This window comes from Kitasatospora sp. NPDC001119, assembly GCF_053598475.1.
The window spans coordinates 1-24791 of sequence record NZ_JBSFKI010000076.1 but is presented as its reverse complement, the minus strand read 5'-3'; the positions used below and the strand labels follow the sequence as shown (position 1 = coordinate 24791).

Here is a 24791-nt window from a genome sequence, read left to right as displayed (position 1 = left end):
GCCCCCCGGGCGGGGGGGGGGGGGTCCCCCCCGGGGGGCCCGCCCCCCCCGCTCCCGTCGTCGCCGCCCACCGCACCGCGTAGGCGGCCACGCTCCGCGACCCCTCCCGCGGAGCACCCCCGGGCGCGCGGCCGGGGCGGCGGCGGTAGGACGGATACGGACCCGGCCGGGAGGAGAGTCCGTGAAGATCGTCGTCGACCTCAACCGCTGCCAGGGCTACGCGCAGTGCGCGTTCCTCGCGCCCCGGGTGTTCGAGCTGCACGGCGAGGAGGCCCTGATGTACACCCCGCAGCCCGCCGTCGAGCAGCGGGAGCGCGTCCTGCGGGCCGCGGCGGCGTGTCCGGTGCAGGCCATCCTGGTCGAGGACCGTGCCGAGGCCGGGGCCGAGGAGGACAGCGAGAGCCGGGTCCCGGGCCGGGAGGGCCGGTCCGGTGTGCATTGACCTCCGGAGCGGCCGGATCGTCGTCGTCGGCGCCTCGCTGGCCGGGCTGCGCGCCGCAGAGACGCTGCGCGACGAGGGCTTCGCCGGGCGGCTGACCGTGGTCGGCGAGGAGCGCCGCCCCCCGTACGACCGTCCGCCGCTGTCCAAGCAGGTGCTGCTCGGGCGGGTGCGCGCCGAGGAGACCGGGCTGCCACGCCGCCGCGAGGTGGACGCGGACTGGCGGCTCGGCGTCCGCGCGACCGGCGTGGACGGGGCGGCCAGGCAGGTGCTGCTCGCGACCGGCGAACGGCTGCCCTACGACCGGCTGCTGATCGCGACGGGCACCCGGGCCAGGCCCTGGCCGGACCCCGCGCAGGCCGCCCTCGACGGGGTGTTCACCCTGCGCACCGCCGACGACGCGGCCGGGCTGGCCGAGCGGCTGGCGGCCGGCCCGCGGCGGGTGCTGGTGATCGGTGCCGGATTCACCGGCTCCGAGATCGCCTCCGCCTGCCGGGAACGCGGCGTGGCGGTGACGGTCGCGGAGCGCGGCCCCGCCCCGCTGGTCGGCGCCCTCGGCGGGGCCTTCGGCGCCTTCGCGGCCAGGGTCCAGCGCGCCCACGGGGTCGACCTGCGCTGCGGGGTGACCGTCACCGCGCTCCACAGCCGGGACGGTCGGCTCACCGGGGCCGAGCTCTCCGACGGCAGCCGGATCGAGGCGGACGTCGCCGTGGTCGCCCTGGGGGCCGTCCGCAACACCGAGTGGCTGGCCGACTCCGGGCTCGCCGCCGGTCGGCGCGGCATCGCCTGCGACGCCGGCTGCCGTGCCTTCGACATGTACGGGATCGTCACCGACGACGTCTTCGTCGCGGGTGATGTCGCCCGCTTCCCGCACCCGCTCTTCGAGTACCAGCTGCTCTCCCTCGAACACTGGGGCAACGCGGTCGCCCAGGCCGCGGTGGCGGCCCACAACATGGTCAGCCCGGGGCCGCGCCGGCTGCCGCACCTGAGCGTGCCCGCCTTCTGGTCCAGCCAGTTCGGCCTCAACATCAAGTCCGTCGGCGTGCCGACCTTCTCCGACCACGTGGTGGTCGCCCAGGGCTCGCCGGAGGAGCGGCGGTTCGTCGCGGTCTACGGGTACCGGGGCCGGATCACGGCCGCCGTGAGCGTGAACCGGGCCAAGTGGCTGGAGCACTACCAGGGGCTGATCGAGACCGCCGCCCCGTTCCCGCCCGACTGGGTCGGCGTGGAGCCTCCGCCCTCCCGCGTCCCCGTCCCGTCCGACGTGCCCGATCCGAAGGTGCTCTCGCACGGTCCCACCGTCGCGCTCACCGGTCACCTGCCCGACCGGCGGCTGACCTTTCGGCGCTGGGACGGCTGAGCACCGTCCCGGCGCCGCGGACCGCCGCCGCCACCCCCGAGGAGCCCGCCATGGCCACCACCGACACCCCCGGCACCGGTTCCGCCGGCACCGGTTCCGCCGGCACCCTGTACCGCCGGATCACCGACTACGCCAACCGCGCCGACCCCTACCCCCTCTACGCCGAGTTGCGCGAGCACGGCGTGGCCCGCCAGGACGACGGCGGCTACCTGGTCGGCACCTACGACGAGGTCGCCGCGCTGCTCCACGACCCGCGGATCAGCTCCGACCGCCGCAACCGCACCGACCCGGACGAGGCGCAGGTCGTCCCGGTCGCCTTCATCGGCCGGGACGACCCCGAGCACGAACGGCTGCGCAACCTGGCCATGCGGCCCTTCGGCCCACCCCACGCGCCCGGCCGGGTCGACGCCATGCACGACGAGATCACCGCGATCGCCGGGGAGTTGATCGACGGGCTGCGCGGCCGCGACCGGATCGACCTCGTCGAGGACTTCGCCTACCCGCTCCCCGTCACCGTGATCTGCCAGCTGCTCGGGGTGCCGCGCGAGGACGAACCCCGGTTCCACGCCTGGTCCGAGACCCTGATCGAGGGCTTCGACCCCACCCCCGGCACCGACCCGGCCGAGCGGCAGCGGGTGGCCCTCCAGGCCCGGACGGAGATGGGGCTGTACCTCGGCGAACTCGCCGAGAGCCGGCGCGGCAGGCCCTCCGACGACATGCTCTCCGCCTTCGTCAACGACCCCGGCCCGGACGGCGGCTTCACCCGGCCTGAGCTGATGGCCACCGCCGTCCTGCTGCTCATCGCCGGGCACGAGACGACCGTCAACCTGGTCACCAACAGCGTGCTCACCCTGCTGCGCCATCCCGAGGCCCTCCAAATGATGCGCGAACGGCCCGAGTTGATGCCGGGCATGGTGGAGGAGGTGCTGCGCTACGAGCCCCCGGTCCAACTGCTGCCGCAGCGCACCGCGCTGACCGACGTCGAGGTCGACGGCGTCACCATCCCCAAGGGCGCGCCGCTGGTCCTGGTGCTCGCCGCCGGCAACCGGGACCCGCGGCGGTTCCGCGACCCGGACCGCTTCGACCCGACCCGGAAGGACAACCAGCACCTCGGCTTCGGCAGCGGCGTGCACAGCTGCTTCGGCGCGCCGCTCGCCAGGGTCGAGGGGCAGATCGCCCTCACCGCGCTCGTCCGCCGCCTCGACGACCCCCGCCTGCTCCAGGACCCGCCCGCGTACCGCCGCAGCCCGATCCTGCGCGGGCCCCGCCACCTGCCGCTGGCGGTCTCCGGCATCACGGACTGAGCGTGCCGCCCCAGCCGTCCGGGCGCCCTCAGTCCCGGGGGCCGGGCAACGCGGCGTACGGGACGAAGGTGCTGGTGTGCTCGTCGACGGCCAGCGGTCGGCCGATGGCCGGGGCGGAGCGCTGCGGGCAGGCCGGGCGTTCGCAGACCTTGCAGCCGAGGCCGATCGGGGTGGCGGCCGCCTCGTCGCCGAGGTCCAGGCCGGCGGAGTAGACCAGTCGGCCGGCGTGCCGGATCTCGCAGCCGAGGCCGATGGCGAAGGTCTTGCCGGGGCGGCCCCAGCCGCCGGGCGAGCGGGTGACGGCGCGGGCGGTCCAGAGGTAGCGGCGGCCGTCCGGCATGGCGGCGACCTGGACGTGGACGCGCCCGGGGGCGGCGAAGGCGTCGTAGACGTTCCACAGCGGGCAGGTGCCGCCGGTGCGGGAGAAGTGGAAGGGCGTGGCGGACTGGCGCTTCGAGACGTTCCCGGCGCGGTCGACGCGCACGAAGGAGAACGGCACGCCGCGCAGGCCGGGGCGCTGGAGGGTGCTGAGCCGGTGGCAGACCGTCTCGTAGCCGACGCCGAAGTGGTCGGCGAGGTGCTCGATGTCATAGCGGGCCGCCTCCGCCTGGGCGTGGAAGGCGGTGTAGGGCAGGACGAGGGCGGCGGCGAAGTAGTTGGCCAGGCCGATGCGGGTGAGCGCGAAGGCGGTGGAGCCCTCCGGGCTGTCCTGGGAGGCGAGTTCGGACAGCAGGGAGTCGTGTTCCAGGTAGGCCAGCTGGGTGGCCATCCGGAAGGCCTGCTGGCCGGGGCGCAGCCGGTCGGACAGCCGGAGGGTCCGGGTCGGCTCGTCGTACTGGTGCAGTCGGCCGCCTCCGGTGGCGATCCGGACCCGGTGCCCGGTGGCGAGCCGTTCGGCCAGCACCGTCCTGACCCCGCCTCGCCGCAGGCCGATGGATGTCGCCAAGTCCTCGGCGGCCGTGTCGAGTTCGTGGAGGTAGTTCCGGCGGCGGTAGAAGAACTCGCGGACCTGCTCGTGCGGGGTGTGCGTGTCGACCCCGAGGCCGCGGTCCCCGGCGAGGACGGCGAGCTGTTCGGCGGCGTCCCGGCGGCCGCGGGCCAGGTCGGTCAGCAGCCGTGCCACGGCGGGCAGTCGGGCGGCGAGCTCGTCGAGGTCACCGCCGGTGATCCGGCCGGCCGTGACCTCCTCGCCGAGGGCGTCGCGCAGTTCGGCGGTGAGCCGGGCGCTGTCGGGCGGGGCGAAGTAGCCGGCCTCCACGCCAAAGGCCTCGGTGAGGCGCAGCAGGACGGGCACGGTGAGGGGCCGGGCGTCGTGCTCCAACTGGTTGACGTAGCTGGGCGAGAGGTCGAGCAGCCGGGCGAGGGCGGCCTGGCTGAGGCCGCGCTCCTCGCGCAGGCGGCGCAGCCGGGCACCGGCGAAGGCCTTTCCCATGGTGTCGCTCTCCCCGCTGTGCGCATCGGTCGATCCGGCGCGGGCAGCCTAGCCGCAGGGCAGCCGCTCAGGCCTTCGCAACCTTCGCTGATTCACCGATGAGCGTTCGCAGAAGTTGGCCGCGGTCCACCGGTGACGGCGGCTCGGCGGGGGTGCCAGAGTCGGTGGTGCGGCCGGGAGGTGCGCAGGACAGCCGCAGAACACCAGGTCGCTCGCGGTCCGGTGGGCTGTCCGGGCCTCCACGTCCCGCGGTGCGCCACCGCAGCCCGGCACCGTCCGGCCGCCCACTCGCCCTCGCGGTGAGGTGCGTCACATCCTTCGCAACGAGCAAACGAGCACCCTGGGGAGCAGACCCATGACTCAGTCGGTCCGGCAGCAGCAGGAGCAGCAGGCGGCGGAGCTCGCCGCCCGGTGGGCCTCCGACCCGCGGTGGGCGGGCATCGAGCGCACGTACACGGCGGCCGACGTCGTCCGGCTGTCCGGGACGGTGCGTGAGGAGCACACCCTGGCCCGGCGCGGCGCCGAGCGGCTGTGGCGGCAGCTGCACGAGCAGGACTACGTCCACGCGCTCGGCGCGCTGACCGGCGGCCAGGCCGTGCAGATGGTGAAGGCCGGGCTGCAGGCGATCTACCTGTCCGGCTGGCAGGTCGCGGCCGACACCAACCAGGCCGGGCAGACGTACCCGGACCAGAGCCTCTACCCCGCCAACTCCGTTCCCCAGGTGGTGCGTCGGATCAACAACGCGCTGCTGCGGGCGGACGGGATCGACGCGGCGGAGGGCAACGGCGGCCCGGACTGGCTGGTGCCGATCGTCGCCGACGCGGAGGCCGGCTTCGGCGGCCCGCTGAACGCCTTCGAGCTCACCAAGGGCATGATCGCGGCCGGCGCGGCGGGCATCCACTACGAGGACCAGCTGGCCTCGGAGAAGAAGTGCGGCCACCTCGGCGGCAAGGTGCTCGTCCCCACCGCCCAGCACATCCGCACCCTGAACGCCGCCCGCCTCGCGGCCGACATCGCCGACGTGCCGACCCTGATCGTCGCCCGCACCGACGCGCTCGCCGCCAACCTGCTGACCAGCGACGTGGACGAGCGCGACGCCCGGTTCTGCACCGGCGAGCGGACGGCCGAGGGCTTCTACCGGGTCGAGCCCGGCATGGCCCCGGTGATCTCGCGCGGCCTGGCCTTCGCCCCGTACGCGGACCTGCTCTGGGTGGAGACCGGCACCCCGGACCTGGAGCAGGCCCGGGAGTTCGCCGAGGCGGTCAAGGCCGAGCACCCGGACACGATGCTCGCCTACAACTGCTCGCCCTCCTTCAACTGGAAGGCCGCGCTGGACGACGACCAGATCGCCAAGTTCCAGCGGGAGTTGGGGGCGATGGGCTACCGCTTCCAGTTCATCACGCTGGCCGGCTTCCACGCGCTCAACCACTCGATGTTCCAGCTCGCCCGCGGCTACGCCGAGCACGGGATGACGGCCTATGTCGACCTCCAGGAGGCCGAGTTCGCGGCCGTGCCGGACGGCTACACCGCCGTGAAGCACCAGCGCGAGGTCGGCACCGGGTACTTCGACCTGGTCTCCACCGCGCTCAACCCGAACGCCGAGACGCTCGCCCTGACCGGCTCCACCGAGGCCGAGCAGTTCCACTGAGTCCGAAGGAGGCCGCCGGGCCCGAAGCGGGCCGTCGAGCCGGAAGGACAGCACCACCGAGCCACCCCGGCGGCCGCTTTGGGGAGCGGCCGCCGCCCACCCCGCCGCCCGGGGCCTCGTTGAGGGACGAGGCCCCGGGCGCCTTCCACCCGCCCCTGGAGCACCGGATGAGCCAGCCCAGCCGCATCGAGGTCCTCGGAGAACACGAGGACCGCTTCGACGAGATCCTCACCCCCGAGGCGCTCGCCTTCCTCGCCCGTCTGCACGACCGGTTCGCCGCCCGTCGCACCGCGCTGCTCGCCGAACGCGACCGGCGCCGCGCCGAGTTGGCGGACGGCGGCAGCCTCGACTTCCTCCCCGGGACCCGCGCCGTCCGCGAGGACAGCACGTGGCGCGTGGCCGGCGCCGGGCCGGGCCTGGCCGACCGCCGGGTGGAGATCACCGGCCCGCCCGAGCGCCGGATGACCGTCAACGCGCTCAACTCCGGTGCCAGGGTGTGGCTCGCCGACTTCGAGGACGCCACCGCCCCCACCTGGCACAACCTGGTCTCCGGGCAGCTCAACCTGGTCGACGCGGTCGAACGCCGGATCGACGACACCACGCCGGAGGGCAAGCGCTACCGGATCGGCGACTCCCCCGCCACCATCGTCGTCCGCCCGCGCGGCTGGCACCTCGACGAGCAGCACCTGCTGGTCGACGGCCGCCCCGCCGTCGGCGCGCTGGTCGACTTCGGCCTCTACCTCTTCCACTGCGGCAAACGGCAGATCGAGCGCGGCAGCGGCCCGTACTTCTACCTGCCCAAGCTGGAGGACCACCGCGAAGCCCGGCTCTGGAACGAGGTCTTCGCCTTCGCCCAGGCCGAGTTGGACATCCCGCACGGCACGATCCGGGCCACCGTGCTGATCGAGACCATCACCGCGGCCTTCGAGATGGACGAGATCCTCTACGAGCTGCGCGAGCACGCCGCCGGGCTCAACGCCGGGCGCTGGGACTACCTGTTCAGCCTGATCAAGAACTTCGCCCAGCACGGCCCGCGCTACGTCCTGCCGGACCGCGCCACCCTCACCATGACCCAGCCCTTCCTGCGCGCCTACACCGACCTGCTGGTGCGCACCTGCCACCGGCGCGGCGCCCACGCCATCGGCGGGATGGCCGCCGCCATCCCCCAGCGCGCCCCGGAGGCCAACGCGGTGGCCCTCACCAAGGTGCGCGCCGACAAGGAGCGGGAGGCCGGCGACGGCTTCGACGGCTCCTGGGTCGCCCACCCCGGCCTGGTCGCCACCTGCCGCACCGCCTTCGACGACGTACTCGGCGACCGGCCGAACCAGCTCGACCGCACCCGCGAGGACATCGAGGTCACCGCCGCCGACCTACTCGGCGTGCACAGGCTGTCCGCCGGCCTGCCGACCGACCAGGGGCTGCGCTCCAACATCGCCGTCGCCCTGCGCTACCTCACCGCCTGGCTCGGCGGTTCCGGAGCCGTCGCCGTCTTCGGGCTGATGGAGGACGTCGCCACCGCCGAGATCGCCCGCTGCCAGATCTGGCAGTGGCAGCACCACTGCACCCGGCTGACCGGCGGCTCGCTCGTCACCCCGGACATGGTGCGGCGCCTGATCGACCGGGAGCGCGCCACGCTGCTCGCCGAGGGCGCCGACCCGACGCTGGTGGACGACGCGGTGCGGATCCTGGAGGACACCGCCCTCGGCGCCGAACTGCCCGCCTTCCTCACCACCGAGGCCTACGCCCGCCACCTCGTGCGGATCCGCACCGCGGCCTGAGCCGCCCCACCACGGAGGCAGTGCACCATGAACGACATCCGCCGCGTCGCGGTCGTCGGCGCCGGACAGATGGGCGCCGGCATCGCCGAGGTCTTCGCCCGCGCCGGGCTCGACACCGTCGTCTGCGAGGCCGGCCGGGACGCCCTGCGCACCGCCCGGGCCCGGATCGACCGCTCGCTGCACCGCGCCGCCGACCGCGGCCGGATCAGCGAGGAGCAGCGCACCGACGCCTGGGCCCACCTGCTGTTCGCCGACGACCTGGAGGCGCTCGCCGACCGCCAGTTGGTGGTCGAGGCCGTCGTCGAGGACGAACGGGTCAAGACCGAGGTGCTCAGCACCCTGGACAAGGTGCTCGTCGCCGAGGACGCCGTCCTGGCCACCAACACCTCGGCCATCCCGGTCACCCGCCTCGGCATCACCACGGGCCGCGCCTCCCACGTCCTGGGGCTGCACTTCTTCAACCCGGCCCCGGTGATGCCGCTGGTCGAGCTGGTGGCCTCGCTGCACACCGCCCCGACCGTCCTCGACCGGGTGGAGGGCTTCGCCCGGGACGTCCTCGGCAAGCACGTCGTCCACTCCCGCGACCGGGCCGGCTTCGTGGTCAACGCCCTGCTGGTGCCGTACCTGCTCGCCGCGATCCGGATGGCCGAGGCCGGCCACGCCAGCCCCGAGGACATCGACGCCGGGATGGTCCACGGCTGCGCCCACCCCATGGGGCCGCTCCAACTCGCCGACCTGATCGGGCTGGACACCGTCGAGGCGATCGCCCGGTCCATGTACGAGGAGTACAAGGAGCCGCTGTACGCGCCCCCGCCGCTGCTCTCCCGCATGGTGGAGGCCGGACTGCTCGGCCGCAAGAGCGGACGGGGGTTCCACGCGCACGCCTCGGCGTGACGAGCGCGCCCCGCCGGTGCCCGGCTCCCGTCGCGGAGGGCCGGGCACCGGCGGGGCGGCGTGGGTTCAGGCGGTGACGCGTCCGGGCGCTCCAGCCGCTCCGGGTACTCCAGCCGCTCCGGCTGAAAGGACGTCCGCCCGGTGGCAGTCCGGTCGGGGCCCCTGGTGCGGCACACCCGGCCCCTCCCGCCGCCGGGCCCGGTCGCGTTCCGCCCCGTCGAGGACGGCTCGGTGGACGGCGCGGGCCAGCCGGGAGCCCCAGACCGACCGCGGGCCGCCGAAGGGGTCGGCCGCCTCGCCGTCGACCGGGCTGCGGACGGCCACGCACACGGCGTCGGACGGGGTGCCCGAGCACGAGTAGCCGGCGTCCAGGAGGGCCTGCACCTTCGCCTCGGTGGCCGTCGCCAGCAGGTTCACCAGCCCCGCGTCGGCCACCGGCGCGGGCACGACCGCGAGGATGTTGATCGTCCCCGGGACGTACGGTCCGGTCGGTGCCGCGGCTGCCGCGGCCCAGGTCGGGACGCCGATGCCGGTCGTCACCAGGGCGACGGCGCCGCCGTCCTCACCCCAGGTGCAGTCGTCGACCTCCGCTGCGGTCATCAGCCCGACGCCCGGCCCGCGCAGGCCCTCGGCCTCCGCCAGCTCCGCCAGGTGCCGCTCCGGGTCCATCCGACTGTAGCCGGGCCGGACCTGGGCGTTCACCACCCAGCCGCGCTCACCGATCCCCCCGCCCAGCACGCCGCTGCTGACCATCCGCCAGCCCGGGCCGGCCTTCCACACCAGCAGGTGACGACACGAGCCGTCCTCCGACCGCGCGGACCGGAGGACGGCGGGTCGCCGCAGCTCGGACACCAGGCTGTTCGCTGTGATCACCTCAGAGGCAGGGGGCGGTCGGGGCCGGCCCGGTCCGGCGGCGTGGTGCGGTGATCACCGGCGGAGGAGGCCCTGTGGATCCTAGCCCCGCGAGACCGGTCCGCAGGATTCGCGGGCTCCGCAGGTTCGCGGGCTCCGCAAGTTCACACGATCCGCGGATTCGCACGATCCGCGGATTCGCACGATCCGCGGATTCGCAGGATTCGCGGTTTCGCAGCCCGGAGCTGTCCGGATTCCGCGGATTGGCCTGCTGGATCCCCGCCCGCCGGCGCGGCAGCCTGGAGCGTACGAGCCCGTCAGGGCGGTCCCGACACTCCCGAGGAGTCCCGTGATCGAGCACCACGTCCGCGTCCATCCCAGCGCCGACCGGCTGCCGCGAGAGGAGCAGTTGGCCTGGAAACTGGCCGCCGTCGCGACCGCCACCGAGGAACTGGACCCGGCCGCCGTGGGCATGGCCGTCAACCGGGTCGTCGACAACGCCTCGGTGGCGGTCGCGTCGCTGCTGCGCCGGCCGGTGGCGGTGGCCCGGTCCCAGGCGCTCGCGCACCACGGGGCGCCCGGCGCCCGGGTGTTCGGCAGCCTGGCCAGGGTCTCCCCCGAGTGGGCGGCCTGGGCCAACGGCACCGCCGTGCGCGAGCTGGACTTCCACGACACCTACCTCGCCGCCGACTACTCCCACCCCGGGGACAACATCCCGCCGCTGCTGGCCGTCGCCCAGCACACCGGGCGCACCGGCGCCGACCTGCTGCGCGGCATCGTCACCGCCTACGAGGTCCACGTCGCCCTGGTCAAGGGCATCTGTCTGCACGCCCACCGGATCGACCACGTCGCGCACCTGAGCGCGGCCACCGCCTGCGGGCTCGGCGCGCTGCTGCGGCTGCCGACGGAGACGGTGTACCAGGCGGTGCAGCAGGCCGTGCACACCACGACGGCGACCCGGCAGTCCCGCAAGGGCGAGATCTCCAGCTGGAAGGCCTTCGCCCCGGCCTTCGCCGGCAAGGCCGCGATCGAGGCGGTGGACCGGGCGATGCGCGGCGAGACCTCGCCCTCCCCGGTCTACGAGGGCGAGGACGGCTTCCTCGCCTGGATGCTCGACGGCCCGGACGCCGACTACACCGTGCCGCTGCCCGAGCCCGGCGAACCACGCCGGGCGATCCTGGACACCTACACCAAGGAGCACTCCGCCGAGTACCAGGCCCAGGCGGTCATCGACCTGGCCCGGCGGCTGCGCGAGAAGACCGGGCCGCTGGAGCGGGTGCGCTCGGTGGTGCTGCACACCAGCCACCACACCCACCACGTCATCGGCTCCGGCGCCAACGACCCGCAGAAGTACGACCCGACGGCCAGCCGGGAGACCCTCGACCACTCGATCCCGTACATCCTCGCCGTGGCCCTGGAGGACGGCGGCTGGCACCACGAGCGCTCCTACGCCCCCGAGCGGGCCGCCCGGCCGTCGACCGTCGCCCTGTGGCGGAAGGTCAGCACGGTCGAGGACCCGGAGTGGACCCGCCGCTACCACGACCCCGACCCGCAGCAGCGGGCCTTCGGCGGCCGGATCGTGATCACCCTGGACGACGGCTCCGTCATCGAGGACGAACTGGCCGTCGCCGACGCCCACCCGGCCGGCGCCCGCCCCTTCGACCGCCCCGCGTACCAGCGGAAGTTCCGCACCCTCACCGAGGGCGTCGTCACCCCCGCCGACCAGGACCGCTTCCTGTCGGCCGCGGCCGGTCTCGCCGAGCTGACGGCCGCCGGCCTCGACGAACTGTTCCCAGCCGTCGACTTCGAGGCCGTCCGCGAGTTCGACCGCACCCTGCACGTGGTTGGGACGGGTGCGGGGCCGTCCCAGCCCGGTTCTGGGTACTCGTATCGCGTCCATGACTACGAACTCTTCGGTCGGTCACGGTCCGTCGGGTCGATACTCGGCCTTCCTGTCGGCGTCCGGGGCACGCTGGAGCCGCTTCGCGCACAACCGACCAAGCTCGCCGACCGCGGCTGGCTGCGCAAACTCGCCGACGGCCGGTTCACGATCGGGGTTGAGAGGATCCGACAGTGGAATAGCGCTGGACGGGCCGGAGCGCGTGGATCTTCACGAACCGCGCGGCGCGTTTCTTAGGTCGGTTCGTTGAGACAGCGCGCGAACACGCCAGTGAAACAGCGATGAAGCATGTACAAGGCGCTGACGTTGCTAAAGGTTCTTCCTCGGTCCGATCCTCCTCGACCCGTGAAGCGGGCTACCACGCTCTCGACACCCGCGCCGGTCCGTGACTTTCTGAACAACCTCGGCTCGAATCCCGCCGCGGCCAGGTGGGTGAGCTCGCGCGTCTGGCGAACGTGGCGAGCTCGTGGTCGGCGATCGTTCTTCTCACCCTGCCCTACCGTCCACCCGGCGCGAGTCCGGCCTCGAAGGCGATGATCGCCAGGTGGACGCGGTCCCGGGCCTCGAGCTTGGCGAACAGACGCGCGACATGGGTCTTCGCCGTCGCCGCGCTGATCACCAGCCGCTCGGCTATCTCAGCGTTCGACAGCCCCTGTCCGACCAGTGCCAGTACCTCGCGCTCCCGGTCGGTGATCCCCGCGATGGGACTCGAGTCCGCGGCGGGCTCGGTGTCCGGTTCGGGGGCCGTGGGGGTGGCGGGGGTGGAGGAGGTTCCGGCGAAGTCGGCGATCAGCCGTCGGGTGACGCTCGGCGCGATCAACGCATCGCCGGCCGCCACCACACGGATCGCGTCCAGGATCGCGTCCAGGGCCATGCTCTTGAGCAGGAATCCGCTGGCGCCGGCGCGCAGAGCGCCGTAGACGTACTCGTCGTCGTCGAAGGTCGTCAGCACCAGCACCTTGGGCGGGTCCGGCTCGGCGGTTGCCTGCCGGGTCGCCTCGATCCCGTCCATGCCCGGCATCCGGATGTCCATCACCACGACGTCCGGCCGCAGCCCACGCACCAGGCGCACCGCCTCGCGGCCGTCGCCGGCCTCGCCCACCACCTCCAGGTCGTCGGTGTCGCCGATCAGGATCCCGAGCCCGACCAGCATCAGCGGCTGGTCATCGACCAGCAGCACCCGCACGCTCATGCCGGGAGCCTCGCCGTCACCCGGAATCCGCCCTCCGGACGCCGGCCCGCGCTGAACTGGCCGGACAGCAACGTCACTCGCTCGCGCATGCCGAGCAGGCCGAAGCCGCTCCCGCCGGCCGCCGCCCAGGGCCTCGGACGGCCGGGCCCGCCGGGACCGTCGTCCCCGTCGTCCACCACCTCGATCCTCACTCCTTCCGACTCGTAACCGACCTCGACCCTGCACGTCCGCGCACCGGAATGCCGTACCACGTTCGTCACCGACTCCTGGATGATCCGAAATGCCGACAGTTCGATCTCCGGCGGCAGCGGACGCCGCTCGCCCCGCCAGTCCACGTGGACCCGCACCCCGGTGTCGGCCGTACGTTCGGCGAGCCGCGGGACATCGGCCAGGCTGCCGGCCGGCGCCAGCGGAGCGGCCCCCGGCATGGCCTCGTCCGGCTCGGCGCGGCGCAGCGCCCCGAGCATGCGCTGCAGCTCCAGCAGCGTCTGGCGGCTGGTGGACTCGATGCCGCTCAGCGCCTGCCGCGTCTGCTCGGGCTTGGTGTCCACGACCCGCGCCGCCGCTCCCGACAGCACCGTGATGATCCCGATGCTGTGCGCGACACTGTCGTGCAGTTCGCGGGCGATCCGCAGCCGCTCGGCCATGACGGCGCGGGCCGCCTTCTCCTCGTGCAGGGCTCCGAGGTACTCACGGCGCTTGCGGTACACCCCTCCGAAGATCCACGCGACCGCGAACCACAACGCGAACCCCCCGGCCCACTGGACCGCGTCGCCGACGGACTGCTCGCGGTCGTGGATGTCGTTGACGAAAGCGGCCACGACGCCCGCGACGGAGCCGACGGCGGCAGCCTTCGGCCGCCGGACGGCGAGATACCCGCCCAAGGCGACGAGCAGGACCAACATGATGACGGGCCGGGCGCCGAAGGCGTCGCCGAGGACCGATTCGCCCAGGATCACCGCGAAGACGGTCGCCGGCAGACGGCGCACCAGCAGAACCGGAAGGGCGAGCACGACGCACAGACCCAGCATCTGGACGGGCTCAAGGTCGGGGAACCCGAACAGGGAGTGCTCAGGATCCGGGGTCCCCATCGTCAAGGGGATCATCAGCGCGTACAGGCCGGCGGTGGCCAGCACCACGGCCTGTGACGTCAGCCGGGTCACGCGCTTCGATGTCGAGAGACGTTGGAGGAGCTCTTCCATGCGGAGATCGTATTCAGTGGCGTGGGCTCCGCGCGTCGCCCCGGGGATGTACGCGGGGTACACCCCCGGGCCGACGGCCTGGGGAACGCGAAATCCACCGGCCGACGCGATGGATCATGGTCCGTTCCTAGGTTCATGGCCATGACGAATCCGCCGATGATCGCTCTCCAAGACGCGATAAAGCAGTACGACGACGGCCCGCCCGCGGTGGCCGGTGTGACCTTGTCCGTGGCGTCCGGTGATTGTGTGGCGATCCTCGGCCATTCCGGCAGTGGGAAGTCCACGCTGCTGAACCTGATCGCCGGTTTGGACAAGCCCTCCAGCGGCAGTGTCACCATCGACGGCACGCGCGTCGATCAGCTTGGTGAGGCCGGATCGGCGAAGTACCGCCGGGCCTCGATCGGCATGATCTTCCAGTTCTTCAACCTGCTCGACGATCTGACCGTGTTGGACAACGTCATGGTTCCGGCGCAGCTGGCTGGGATGGGCAAGGGTGAGGCGAAGCGCCGGGCCGTCGACCTGCTCGGCTCGCTGGGTATCGAGCGGCATGTCAAGGCCTGTCCGCAGCGGCTGTCCGGTGGTCGGCGGCAGCGGGTGGCGGTGGCCAGGGCCCTGATGAACAAGCCGGCGTTGTTGCTGGCTGACGAGCCCACCGGCGCGCTGGACTCGAGCTCGGTCGAGGACGTGCGCCAGCTGCTGCTGGACCTGAACGCCGAGGGCCAGACCATCGTGCTGGTGACCCACGACGTGCAGCTGGCCGCCACCACCGCGCACCGCACCATCGAGTTGGTGGACGGTGCGGTCGCGCGGGACGTCGTCAACAGTGGCAGCGGTGCCGGCCTGGCCGCCCACGCGCGGCTGACCCGTCCGGCGGGAGCGCTCGGATGACGCTGCGCAAGCCGCCGATGCCCCGACGCCTCTTCGAGGCCGGATTCCACGCCATGGCCCGCATGCTGCCGGCGGTGAGCCGGTGAGCGCGCTCGGCAACGTCGTACGCTCCGGCGTGGGCCGGCGTCGGGCCCATTCCCTCGTCATGGCCTTGACGACGTTCACCGCGATGTTGTCATCAGTACTCTCCCTCGGCCTGCTGACCGGCGTTCATTCGCTCCGTCTGGTCCGCGTGGACGCCGGTTCGGGCTCCGGTGTCCCGCGGATCCCTCCGAAGGCCGCGGCCGCTTTCACGTTCCCTCTGCTGCTTCGCCGGGCGGCCACGGTCCTCACCGTGCTCGGGCTGGCGATGATTCCCTGGCTGGTCTTCCTGCACACCGGGCTGCCGGCCACAGCTCAGGCCTCGCACTGGGCCTGGACGTGGACGGGTCTGGACAGCTTTGAGGCGCTCGGCCTGCTCTCCACCGGACTGCTCCTCAGGCGCGGCGACTGCCGGGCCTGCCTGACCTCCGCCGCGACCTCGGCCGTGCTGCTGGTCGACGCCTGGTTCGACACCATGACGGCTGCCCCGGGTTCGGACTTCAAGCTGGCGGTGCTGATGACGGTCTTCGCCGAGTTGCCGCTGGCGGTGGCCTGCGCGGCTCTCGCGACCAGGACCTTCCCTCGGCCGGGCCGCTGAGCGGAAGAGCTCGTGACGTGAGTCCGTCGACGACCAGGTGGAGTTTGCCGGTCAGCCCGCCTCGGGAGCGGCCGAGCGCCTGGTTCTGGGTTCCCCTTTTCGTGCCCCGGCGGCACTCTGGCGGGCTCGCACGACGGTGGAGTCGACCGATACGAGCCAGTCGATGTCGCCGGCCGCGTCCGCCTGCGCTTGCGCGGCCCGCAACATCCGCTCGAAGGTTCCGTCCTCGGCCCAGCGCCGGAACAGGGTGTGCAGGGTGGCCCAGGAGCCGTACCGCGGCGGCACATCCCGCCAGGCCACCCCGGTCCGGAACCGTCGTAGGTCCAGCGGTAGGGCTTGGCGTCGTGTTCGTCGTAGGCCAAGACGAAGGTGGCGCTCGACGATGCCGGCGAAGGGAACCCCGCGCCGCACGACATACTCCCGGCGGATTACTCCGGTACCTCGCGGGGGCTACGAACGACACCAGAATGGTTACATCCACGGGCCGATTCGATACGGAGCCGCGGAACCTAGCGTCGATCCCATGAAACGCAATCGCCGTATCAGCGCCGTCGCGGCGCTGGCGCTCGCCGCCCTCGTCACCGGAACCGGCGCCGGGTTCGCCGCCACGACCACACCGTCGGCCACACCGGTGGCCACGCACGCGTTCGACACCGCACCGGCCACGGCCACCGCGCCCACGCGGTCCTTCCACGGCACGCTCCCCGCGCCGACCGGCCCATACGCCGCCGGCGAGGACGTCATCCACCTCACCGACACGAGCCGTCCCGACCCGTGGGTGCCGTCATCCGGCCCCCGCCAACTGGCCGTCACGATGCTCTACCCGGCCGTCCCCGGGACCGGGACTCCGGCCCCTTACATGACCCTCGCCGAGGCAGCCGGAGCCATCCAGCTCCGGAAGATACCGACGAGCTCTGGCATCACCCCACAGAACCTTTCCAGCGTCGCCACTCACGCCTTCGACGGCGCGCGGCCGCGGAGCGGCAAGTATCCGCTGGTAGTCCTCTCGCCCGGGTTCGAGCACCCGCGCATGATGCTCACCTCGCTCGCGACCGACCTGGCCAGTCACGGCTACGTCGTCGCACTCGTCGGCCACACCTACGAGGACAGCGGCGAGACGCTGGCGAACGGCCGGACGCCGCCGTGCGCGATCTGCGATGACCCGAACCTCGACATGGGCACGGTCACCGCCAGCCGCGCGCTGGACGTGTCCTTCGTGATCGACCAGTTGACGCATGGCAATACCGCGTGGCGCCTGGCACACCTCATCGACGAACACGAGATCGGCATGGCCGGACACTCCATCGGCGGAGCGGCGGCCGTCACCACGATGATCGCCGACCCGCGCGTACGGGCCGGCGTGAACATGGACGGCACCTTCGCCCCGGCCCCGACGCCCGGCCAGATCAACCGGCCGTTCCTCATGCTGAGTTCGCCCGACAACCACCCGGCCGGCGGCGGCGACACCACGTGGGGGCAGGCCTGGGACGCCCTCGGCGGCTACAAGAAGTGGCTGACGGTCGCCGGCGCCGACCACACCAGCTTCACCGACCTGGACCTGCTTCTGGAGGAGGCCGGGTTCCCGATGCCGCCCCTCTCCCCGGAACGCGGGGTGGTGATCACCCGTGAGTACGTGACAGCGTTCTTCGACCAGACGCTGAAGGGGATCCACAGTCCGCTGCTGGACGGCCCCTCGCCGAACAATCCGGAAGTACTCTTCCAGCACTAGTGCAGCGCCGCGTCCGCTTGCCGTTGACCGACAAGGTCTGGATGGTGACGGTGGCTTCCCGGGTTGCGATCTCCACGCCGGGAGAACGCCGGACAGGGCAGTCGGCTGCGGCTGTCGGCCCGGGTTCGCGCGTTCAGGTGACGGTTCTAACGCGGAGGGCGCTGGCCGATGGGGACGACCGTAGGGTCGTCGGCGACCACACGGGCGCGCAGGCTCTGGTTCTCCAGGGTGAGCTGGTCGACGACACGGACCAGCGCCTGGACGTCGCCGCGGAGCTCGCCCAGTTCCTTGTTCTTTGCGGCGAGGGTGCGTTTCAGTTTGGCGATCTCCGCCTTCTGGCGGGCTTCGGAGTCGGAAACGGCACCGCGCTGCCTGACCCCTTCGTAGAACTCGTTGCGCAGGTCGGGGTGCCGCTGGGTGAGCGCGTTGCGCGGGACCCGGGCCTCCTGGGCGAGGGCCACGATCGTCAGCGCGCCGTTCGAGTGCTGCGGGGCGCCGGTGAGGATGCGGTGCGTGGCGGCGCGGATGCTGTCGCGCTCGTCAGGGGCGGGGGTCATCGCGGTGCCGTCTCCTGCTTGGCGATGCGGGTGCGGTCGTGCTCGTCGGCCCAGGACCGGAGCCGGTCGGCGTTGGCCCGCAAGCGATCGGCGACCGGGCCGGGTGTGTGAAGGGCTCGTTGGTCAAGCTGGTTGGCGCGGGCGCGCAGTTGGTCGGCGTGGTGATCGGTACGCACGCTGTTCCCGCAGCCGGGTACGCACCGGTCGAGGGTGGGGACGTCCCGGACGCCTTCCCTCGCGCACAGGGCCGCGTCGTGCCGGTAGAGGCACAGGAGCAGGGCGTGCGGGTTGTCGTAGAGGGATAGTTCCGTCCCGGCCGAGGAAGGTGCGGGCGAAGCGGGCGGTGATCCGGCGGCCCTCGAACCGGGGCGTGCTTGCGGCCTGGACGAGGGCTCGCCGGGCTGCCGGGCCGGACACGCCTCCGCCAGCGGTGAAGTGGTCGTGCAGGTCGGCGGCCGTCTCGGCGACGCTCAGGGCGGTCTCGACGTCGACCAGGCCGTGGACTCCGCCGCGGGCGCGGGTGCCGTATCGGCCGGAGGCCTCGGTGTCGAGTGCGGTGCGCAGGTGCCGGAAGTGCGAGCGGGTGATGAGATAGGCGGTGTCCTCAGACGCCGGATCGCCCTCGGCCTCGGGATCGGAGCCGGTGGATTCCGGTGCCTCCGCGACGCGGATGAGATGCCGGGCGGGGGGCGCCGTCCGGAGGGTTGGCGGCGGGATCGGGGCAGCAGCCGGAGCGCAGGGCGAGGACTTCCTGCGGACGCATACCGGTCAGGTAGGCGCAGACGATGAACGCGGCCGTGCCCAGGTGCCGCATCAGGGTGATGGTCTCGGTGTGGTCCAGATGTTTGCGCCAGGGCCGACCGGCGATGAGGCCGAGTACGAGGCGTTCCGCAAGGCCGTCGACGTGCCGCTGCTCGCGAACCTCACCGAGTTCGGCAAGACCCCGCTGCTGGACACCCGCACCCTGGAGAGCCTCGGCTACAGCATCGCCCTCTACCCGGTCACCCTGCTGCGGCTCGCCATGGGCGCGATCGAGGACGGGCTGCGCACCATCGCCACCGAGGGCACCCAGGAGCCGCTGCTGCCGCGCATGCAGACCCGCTCCCGGCTGTACGAACTCCTCGGCTACGCCGACTACGCGGCCTTCGACTCGGCCGTCTTCGACTTCACCCTCCCGCCCGCGTGCTGCGCACCGCCGTCAGCTTCTTCGGCGCCGAGGACCCGACCGAGGACGACGGCCGCCCGGCGTCCGGCCTCGCCAAGTCCCTGCCCCTGCCCCTGCCCCTGCCCCTGCCCCTGCCCCTGCCCCTGCTGGCGAGACTGCCCACCGTCGTCGCCGCCGACCAGCGCCGTCGGCGGGGCCTGGCCCCGATCGCCCCGGGCCCGGACCTCGGGTACGCGGAGAACTTCTTCCACATGTGCTTCGGCACGGTGCCCGCCCCCGAGGTCGTGCGCTGCTTCGAGATCTCCCTCGTGCTGTACGCCGAGCACAGCTTCAACGCCTCCACCTTCACCGCCCGGGTCGTCACCTCCACCCTCTCCAACCTCTACAGCGCCGTCACCGCCGCGATCGGCGCGCTCAAGGGCCCGCTGCACGGCGGCGCCAACGAGGCCGTGATGCACATGCTGGAGGAGATCGGCGACCCGGCCCGCGCCGCCGACTGGCTCGACGACGCCCTCGCCTCCCGGCGGAAGGTCATGGGCTTCGGCCACCGGGTCTACAAGCACGGCGACTCCCGCGTCCCGATCATGCAGGCCGCCCTGCACGCGGCGCTGCGCGAGGCGGTGCTGGACCGCAAGGGCATCCACCCCAACCTCGACTACCCGGCGGGCCTCGCCTACCACCTGATGGGCTTCGACACCCCGGTCTTCACCCCGCTCTTCGTGATGAGCCGGATCACCGGCTGGACCGCCCACATCACCGATCAGCTCGCCCACAACACCCTGATCCGCCCGCTCGCCTCCTACGACGGGCCGGGCCAGCGGCCGGTGCCGGCCTCCGCGTAGGAGACCGGCACCGCCGTCCGGTCAGGCCCGCGGGGTGGTGAAGCGGTAGCCGGAGTCGATCAGGGAGGGGAGGAAGCGCGCGAGGGCGGCCACCGTCTGCGAACGGTCGCCTCCGCCGTCATGGGTGAGCACGATCGCTCCCGGGCGCATCTCCTTCGTGAGCCGGCCGAGGATCACCTCCGTCCCCGGCTCGGCCCAGTCCTCCGGGTCGACCGTCCAGCCCATCGGCCGCATCCCGAGCTCCCTGCTCGTCCTGAGCGTCCTCGGGGCCCAGTCCCCGCCCGGGGCCCGGAACCAGGCGGGCGACTTGCCGGTGATCCCGGCGAGGAGGTCGGAGGTGCGCGTCAGCTCGTCCCGCACCTGGGCGTCGTCGGGAAGGTGACGGAGGTCCGGATGGCTCCAGGTGTGGTTGCCGATGCGGTGCCCCCGCGCCGCGATCTCCCGGACCAGGTCGGGACGGGCGGCCGCGTTCTCGCCGATCAGGAAGAACGTCGCCCGGATCCCGTGCTTCTCCAGCAGCGCCAGGACGTCGGGGGTGTGGCGCGGATGGGGTCCGTCGTCGATGGTGAGGGCCACCACCTTCCCCTCCTCGGCGAGTTCGAACAGCGGCCGGCTCTCCGCCTCGGTCAGCACCCTGGGGGCTTCCGGAACGGCCTCCGGTGCGGCCTCCGGGGCGGTTTCAGGCGCGGCTTCCGGCGCGGCCGCCGGGGGTGCGGCCGCGGGCGGCGGCCCGGCGTTCCCTCTCGGCGCGGTACCGGGTTCCCCGGCCCACCGTGCTCCCCCGCACCCTGCGGCGCCGAGGACCGACAACCCGGCCGCGGCCAGGATCAGCCTTCGCGAGACAATCTGATGATCTGACATTTTCTGGGTGTCCCCCCGGGCCTGACGCCCCCTCCCGGCGTTCACCCCGAGGGACCCACATCACCACCCGGAAGGACCCAGGGCCACACGGTCGGCGGCACGGTGCCGGATCCGTCGCCGTCGCCCGACCGCGGCACCCGGGTGCCGCCCGCCGCCCGCCGTCTCGGCGGCACCGGTCAGCGGCGCCCCTCCCGATCGCTGTGACGGCCCTCGGCGACGACCGGGTAGGGCACCCTGGTACGCCGGTCCGGGTCCACCACCAGCCGGCCGCCGACGGGGGGCCGGGCCCGCTGGGCGCAGTCGGTGCGCTCGCAGATCCGGCAGCCCAGGCCGATCGGCGTGGCCGCCTCCCGGCCGTCCAGGGCGATGCCCTCGGCGTAGACCAGGCGGTGGGCGTGGCGCAGCTCGCAGCCGAGCGCGACGGCGAACTCGCTGCGCGGCGCGCGGTGGCCGAAGCCGCCGTGGGTGACGGTGCGGGCGATCCAGAAGTACCGCTTGCCGTCCGGCATCTCGGCGATCTGGGTGAGGATCCGCCCCGGCGCCGAGAAGGCCTCGTAGACCGTCCAGAGCGGGCAGGTGCCGCCGAGGCGGGAGAAGTGGAAGTCGGTCGCGGACTGCCGCTTGGAGATGTTGCCCGCCCGGTCGGCGCGCAGGAAGGAGAACGGCACGCCCCGGCGGCCGGTGCGCTGCAGGGTGCTCAGCCGGTGGCAGACCGTCTCGAAGCCGACCCCGAAGCGGGCGCCGAGCAGGTCGATGTCGTAGCGCAGTTCCTCGGCGGCGGCGTGGAAGGCCGAGTAGGGCATCAGCAGCGCACCGGCGAAGTAGGTGGCGAGGCCGATCCGGGCGAGGTCCGCCGCCTGGGGCGAGGTGAGGTCGGGCCCTGCCGCCGAGACCAGCGCGTCGAGCAGCGGCCGGTGCTCCAGCAGCGCGAGCTGGGTGGCCAGTTGGAAGGCCCGCTGACCGTCGGTCAGCCACGCGGAGAGGCGGAGGGTGCCGCTCACCGGATCGAACCGGCGCATCTCCGCCTGCTGCCGGTGATCCGAGTCGACCACCCGCACGCCGTGCCGCTCGCCGAGTGCGGCCGCCAGCGCGGCGGCGAGGCCGCCGGCCGTGGTCGCCCCGAGCGCGGTCGCGGTGCGCTCGGCCTCCTCGTCCAGGGCCGGGATGTGGTTGTGGTGCGTGTAGAAGAAGTCCCGTACCTCGTCGTGGGGTTCGGCCGGGCTGAGCGCGGCGGTCCCGGCAGTGTCGCCGAGATCGGCGACCCTGGTGGCCGCCTCCCGGTAGCGGCGGTACAGCGCGACGAGCGCCCGGGCGACGTCGGGGTGGTCCCGGCTCACCTCCGCGACGTCCTCGGCCGGGACGGGGGCACCGCACGCCTCGTCGGCGAGGGCGGCGCGCAGGTCGGCGGCGAGGCGCTCCTCGTCGGCCTCGGAGAAGAACTCCGGGTCCACGCCGAACACCTCGGCGATCCGCAGCAGCACGGCGGCGGTGAGCGGGCGCTGGCTGTGCTCGATCTGGTTGAGGTAGCTGGTCGAGATGCCGAGCTCGTGGGCCAGCTCGACCTGGTTCATGCCGTGCTCGCGGCGCAGCCGGCGCAGCTTGGCGTGGGCGAAGATCTTGCGCCCGACGGGACGTGCCATGGTGCGACGCACCCCTCTTCTCTGTTCTTCCCCGGTCTTCTCTTCCCCCGGATGGTTGCGAAGGCCTACACCGGCACCCGGCCGGCGGTCGCCCGGTGGGCCCGCACGGCCGCCTCGACCCGCACGGCGTCGGCGGCCGCCCGCACCTCGTGGACCCGTACGGCCCAGGCGCCCTGCGCGGCGGCCAGGACGGCGGCGGCCGAGGTCGCGTCGTCCCGCTCCCGGGCCGGGCGGGGCTCGCCGGTGGCCGGGTCGGCCAGCAGTTCGCCGAGGAAGCGCTTGCGGGAGGGCCCGACCAGGAGCGGGCGGTCCAGCACGGCCCAGGCGTCCAGGGCGGCGAGCAGCGCCCAGTCGTCACTCCGGCCCTTGGCGAAGCCGAGGCCGGGGTCGAGGACGACCTGCTCCGGGTCGACGCCGGCCGACACCACGGCGTCCAGTTGGCGCCCCACTTCGGCGACCACCTCGGCGACGACGTCCCCGTAGTCCGCCAGGTCGTCCATCCCCTGGGACTGCCCCCGCCAGTGCATGACGACGAACGGCACGCCGGCCCGCGCGGCCGTCTTCGCCATGGCCTCGTCCGCCCGGCCGCCGCTGACGTCGTTGACGATCCGGGCCCCGGCGTCCACCGCGGCCTCGGCGACCCGGGCGCGCATCGTGTCGATGCTCACCAGAACGCCTTGCCGGGCGAGTCCGCGCACCACCGGCAGCACCCGCGCGAGCTCCTCCTCGACCGGCACCCGACGGGCGCCGGGGCGGGTCGACTCGCCGCCCACGTCCACCATGTCGGCCCCCCGCGCGGCCAGCGCCAGTCCGTGCTCCACCGCCCGGCCCGGGTCCAGCCAGCATCCCCCGTCCGAGAACGAGTCCGGGGTGACGTTGAGGATTCCCATGACCGCGCAGCGACCCCAGTCGGGAAGTCCGGGAAGGGCGTACGAATGTCTTTCCATGCCCCTATTGTGCAGCCTCCGGAGGCCGCTCCGCGACCACCCCCGAAGGCCATCGACCATCATTGGCGAAAACCCGCGTATCACACTGTGGACTTTCTACCACGCCATTCCGACCGGGCGTATACCGTCCTGTCATGACACTCGGGAAACCCTCCACGCGCACCGACCGGGCGGCAACCGTCCGCGATCTCCTGGCCACCGGAAAGCACTCCTATTCGTTCGAGTTCATGCCACCGCGGAACGCCGAGGCGGAAGCCGGCCTGTGGAACGCGATCCGCCGACTGGAGGCGCTCTCCCCCACCTTCGTTTCGGTGACCTACGGTGCGGGCGGCTCGACCCGGGAGCGGACGGTGAACGTCACCGGCCGCATCGCCCAGGAGACGACCCTCACCCCGGCCGCGCACCTGACCGCCGTCGGCCACAGCGTCGGCGACTCAGGAACATCCTCGGGCACTACGCCGACCAGGGAGTACGGAACATCCTGGCCCTGCGCGGCGACCCTCCGGGCGACCCGCTGGGCGCCTGGGTCCGGCATCCGGGCGGGGTCGAGTACGCCGCCGACCTGGTTCACCTCATCAAGGACTCGGGCGACTTCTGCGTCGGGGTGGCGGCTTTCCCGGAAATGCACCCGCGGTCACCGGACTGGGACTCGGAAATCCGGCACTTTGTCACGAAGTGCCGTTCCGGGGCCGACTACGCGATCACCCAGATGTTCTTCGAGGTGGACGGATACCTCCGTTTCCGGGACCGTCTCCAGAAGGCCGGATGCGATATTCCGGTGATTCCGGAGATCATGCCGGTGACCAGCATCCGGTCACTGCGCCGAATTCCGACCCTGAGCACCGCTGCCATTCCCACGGCCCTCTCCGACCGCATGCTGGAACAGCAAAACGATCCCGCCGCCGTGCGCTCGATCGGGATCGAGCACGCCACCGCCATGTGCCGGCGGCTGCTTTCCGAAGGCGTGCCCGGGCTGCATTTCATGACCATGAACTTCTCCACGGTCACCACCGAGATCTACCAGAACCTCGGCCTGCCCCGGTCCGGCTGAACGGGCATGCGGGCCGCGCCGCGACGCGGCCCGCATGCCGTGGCGGGCGTACCGAACCGGCGGAGGATTCCCGCCCGGCCGCGTCAGCCGGCGAGCTCCGCGCGCAGCAGGCGGGCGGCGCCGACCAGGCTGTCCAGCGAGGCCCGGGTCTCCGGCCAGCCGCGGGTCTTCAGTCCGCAGTCCGGGTTGACCCAGAGCCGTTCGGCCGGGATCGCGGCCAGGCCCGCGCGCAGCAGGGAGACGGCCTCCTCGGTGCTGGGGACGCGCGGGGAGTGGATGTCCCAGACGCCGGGGCCGACCTCGCGCGGGTAGCCCGCCTCGGCCAGCTCGCCGGCGACCTCCATGTGGGAGCGGGTGGCCTCCAGGGAGATTCCCAATGATGTTGTCAAGCCAGGGCGGTGACGCCTCGTGACTGCCTTACTGCGCTGGGG

At 72.9% G+C, this 24791-nt stretch carries 19 protein-coding genes and 5 pseudogenes; 13 read left to right on the top strand and 11 right to left on the bottom strand.

Translation table 11 applies throughout. The features are described 5' to 3' along the window. Positions 1-181 precede the first annotated feature (181 nt). Genes ACWDD9_RS42900 through ACWDD9_RS42890 form a run of 3 tightly spaced genes read left to right on the top strand, consistent with a single transcriptional unit; the run spans position 182 to position 3103 of the window. On the top strand, positions 182-442 hold the full coding sequence (locus ACWDD9_RS42900) for a ferredoxin (RefSeq protein WP_449814669.1): 261 nt from the start codon (positions 182-184) through the stop codon (positions 440-442). Next, positions 432-1799, top strand: coding sequence for an NAD(P)/FAD-dependent oxidoreductase (locus ACWDD9_RS42895; RefSeq protein WP_449814668.1), 1368 nt, complete (start codon positions 432-434; stop codon positions 1797-1799). Before ACWDD9_RS42900 ends, ACWDD9_RS42895 begins: the two co-directional genes overlap by 11 nt. A 50-nt stretch (positions 1800-1849) precedes the next feature. After that, positions 1850-3103, top strand: a complete 1254-nt coding sequence (locus ACWDD9_RS42890; RefSeq protein WP_449814667.1) for a cytochrome P450 — start codon at positions 1850-1852, stop codon at positions 3101-3103. A 28-nt stretch (positions 3104-3131) separates the two neighbouring features. Here ACWDD9_RS42890 and ACWDD9_RS42885 read toward each other — a convergent pair whose 3' ends face one another. Then, the gene (locus tag ACWDD9_RS42885; protein ID WP_449814666.1) at positions 3132-4535 is read right to left on the bottom strand and encodes a short-chain fatty acyl-CoA regulator family protein; all 1404 of its coding nucleotides are present in this window, start codon (positions 4533-4535) and stop codon (positions 3132-3134) included. 355 nt (positions 4536-4890) lie between these two features. Between ACWDD9_RS42885 and aceA the strand changes: the two genes are divergently transcribed. The 3 genes from aceA to ACWDD9_RS42870 all read left to right on the top strand — a co-directional run bounded on the left by aceA (position 4891) and on the right by ACWDD9_RS42870 (position 8855). After that, positions 4891-6183 (top strand): isocitrate lyase, encoded by a 1293-nt coding sequence (gene aceA, locus ACWDD9_RS42880; RefSeq protein ID WP_449814665.1) that lies wholly within the window; start codon positions 4891-4893, stop codon positions 6181-6183. Between the two features lie 167 nt (positions 6184-6350). Further along, complete coding sequence (aceB, locus tag ACWDD9_RS42875; RefSeq protein ID WP_449814664.1) at positions 6351-7961, top strand: malate synthase A; 1611 nt, start codon at positions 6351-6353, stop codon at positions 7959-7961. A 27-nt stretch (positions 7962-7988) separates the two neighbouring features. Next, the gene (locus tag ACWDD9_RS42870) at positions 7989-8855 is read left to right on the top strand and encodes a 3-hydroxybutyryl-CoA dehydrogenase (protein ID WP_117486396.1); all 867 of its coding nucleotides are present in this window, start codon (positions 7989-7991) and stop codon (positions 8853-8855) included. 66 nt (positions 8856-8921) lie between these two features. On the opposite strand, the gene ACWDD9_RS42865 is transcribed toward ACWDD9_RS42870, so the two are convergent. Beyond that, positions 8922-9728, bottom strand: coding sequence for an adenosylcobinamide amidohydrolase (locus ACWDD9_RS42865; protein ID WP_375877405.1), 807 nt, complete (start codon positions 9726-9728; stop codon positions 8922-8924). A gap of 328 nt (positions 9729-10056) precedes the next feature. On the opposite strand from ACWDD9_RS42865, the pseudogene ACWDD9_RS42860 reads away from it, so the two are divergent. Further along, positions 10057-11544, top strand: a pseudogene (locus ACWDD9_RS42860) (MmgE/PrpD family protein); the annotation flags it as partial. 559 nt (positions 11545-12103) lie between these two features. Here the strand turns inward: ACWDD9_RS42860 and ACWDD9_RS42855 are convergent. Further along, the gene (locus ACWDD9_RS42855; RefSeq protein WP_375877404.1) at positions 12104-12799 is read right to left on the bottom strand and encodes a response regulator; all 696 of its coding nucleotides are present in this window, start codon (positions 12797-12799) and stop codon (positions 12104-12106) included. Continuing rightward, positions 12796-14064 (bottom strand): sensor histidine kinase, encoded by a 1269-nt coding sequence (locus ACWDD9_RS42850; protein WP_375877403.1) that lies wholly within the window; start codon positions 14062-14064, stop codon positions 12796-12798. Before ACWDD9_RS42850 ends, ACWDD9_RS42855 begins: the two co-directional genes overlap by 4 nt. A gap of 78 nt (positions 14065-14142) precedes the next feature. Here ACWDD9_RS42850 and ACWDD9_RS42845 point away from each other — a divergent pair, with 78 nt between their 5' ends. Together ACWDD9_RS42845 and ACWDD9_RS42840 are read left to right on the top strand one after the other, a co-directional pair. Beyond that, entirely contained in the window at positions 14143-14889 is a 747-nt protein-coding gene (locus ACWDD9_RS42845; protein WP_375877402.1) for an ABC transporter ATP-binding protein, read from the top strand. Between the two features lie 82 nt (positions 14890-14971). Next, on the top strand, positions 14972-15568 hold the full coding sequence (locus tag ACWDD9_RS42840) for a hypothetical protein (RefSeq protein ID WP_449814663.1): 597 nt from the start codon (positions 14972-14974) through the stop codon (positions 15566-15568). A gap of 51 nt (positions 15569-15619) precedes the next feature. Here the strand turns inward: ACWDD9_RS42840 and ACWDD9_RS42835 are convergent, their stop codons facing one another. Continuing rightward, positions 15620-15979, bottom strand: coding sequence for a transposase (locus ACWDD9_RS42835; RefSeq protein WP_375877400.1), 360 nt, complete (start codon positions 15977-15979; stop codon positions 15620-15622). Between the two features lie 112 nt (positions 15980-16091). Between ACWDD9_RS42835 and ACWDD9_RS42830 the strand changes: the two genes are divergently transcribed. Beyond that, complete coding sequence (locus tag ACWDD9_RS42830; RefSeq protein WP_375877411.1) at positions 16092-17297, top strand: alpha/beta hydrolase family protein; 1206 nt, start codon at positions 16092-16094, stop codon at positions 17295-17297. 146 nt (positions 17298-17443) lie between these two features. Here the strand turns inward: ACWDD9_RS42830 and ACWDD9_RS42825 are convergent, their stop codons facing one another. Beyond that, positions 17444-17854, bottom strand: coding sequence for a hypothetical protein (locus ACWDD9_RS42825; protein WP_375877399.1), 411 nt, complete (start codon positions 17852-17854; stop codon positions 17444-17446). Further along, positions 17851-18030, bottom strand: a complete 180-nt coding sequence (locus ACWDD9_RS42820) for a hypothetical protein (protein WP_375877398.1) — start codon at positions 18028-18030, stop codon at positions 17851-17853. Before ACWDD9_RS42820 ends, ACWDD9_RS42825 begins: the two co-directional genes overlap by 4 nt. A gap of 689 nt (positions 18031-18719) precedes the next feature. Here ACWDD9_RS42820 and ACWDD9_RS42815 point away from each other — a divergent pair. Next, positions 18720-19034, top strand: a pseudogene (locus tag ACWDD9_RS42815) (methylisocitrate lyase); the annotation flags it as partial. Further along, positions 19028-19861: pseudogene (locus tag ACWDD9_RS42810) on the top strand (citrate/2-methylcitrate synthase); the annotation flags it as partial. The pseudogenes ACWDD9_RS42815 and ACWDD9_RS42810, both read left to right, overlap by 7 nt. Before the next feature lie 21 nt (positions 19862-19882). Here ACWDD9_RS42810 and ACWDD9_RS42805 read toward each other — a convergent pair. From ACWDD9_RS42805 to folP, 3 genes are all read right to left on the bottom strand, one after another. Beyond that, complete coding sequence (locus ACWDD9_RS42805) at positions 19883-20494, bottom strand: polysaccharide deacetylase family protein (protein WP_375877397.1); 612 nt, start codon at positions 20492-20494, stop codon at positions 19883-19885. A gap of 404 nt (positions 20495-20898) precedes the next feature. Then, positions 20899-22362, bottom strand: a complete 1464-nt coding sequence (locus tag ACWDD9_RS42800) for a short-chain fatty acyl-CoA regulator family protein (RefSeq protein ID WP_375877396.1) — start codon at positions 22360-22362, stop codon at positions 20899-20901. A 65-nt stretch (positions 22363-22427) separates the two neighbouring features. Then, the gene (folP, locus tag ACWDD9_RS42795; RefSeq protein WP_449814662.1) at positions 22428-23309 is read right to left on the bottom strand and encodes a dihydropteroate synthase; all 882 of its coding nucleotides are present in this window, start codon (positions 23307-23309) and stop codon (positions 22428-22430) included. Positions 23310-23443: 134 nt separating this feature from the next. Between folP and metF the strand changes: the two are divergent. After that, positions 23444-24360 (top strand): annotated as a pseudogene (gene metF / locus ACWDD9_RS42790) (methylenetetrahydrofolate reductase [NAD(P)H]). 83 nt (positions 24361-24443) lie between these two features. Here the strand turns inward: metF and ACWDD9_RS42785 are convergent. After that, positions 24444-24791: pseudogene (locus tag ACWDD9_RS42785) on the bottom strand (hypothetical protein); the annotation flags it as partial.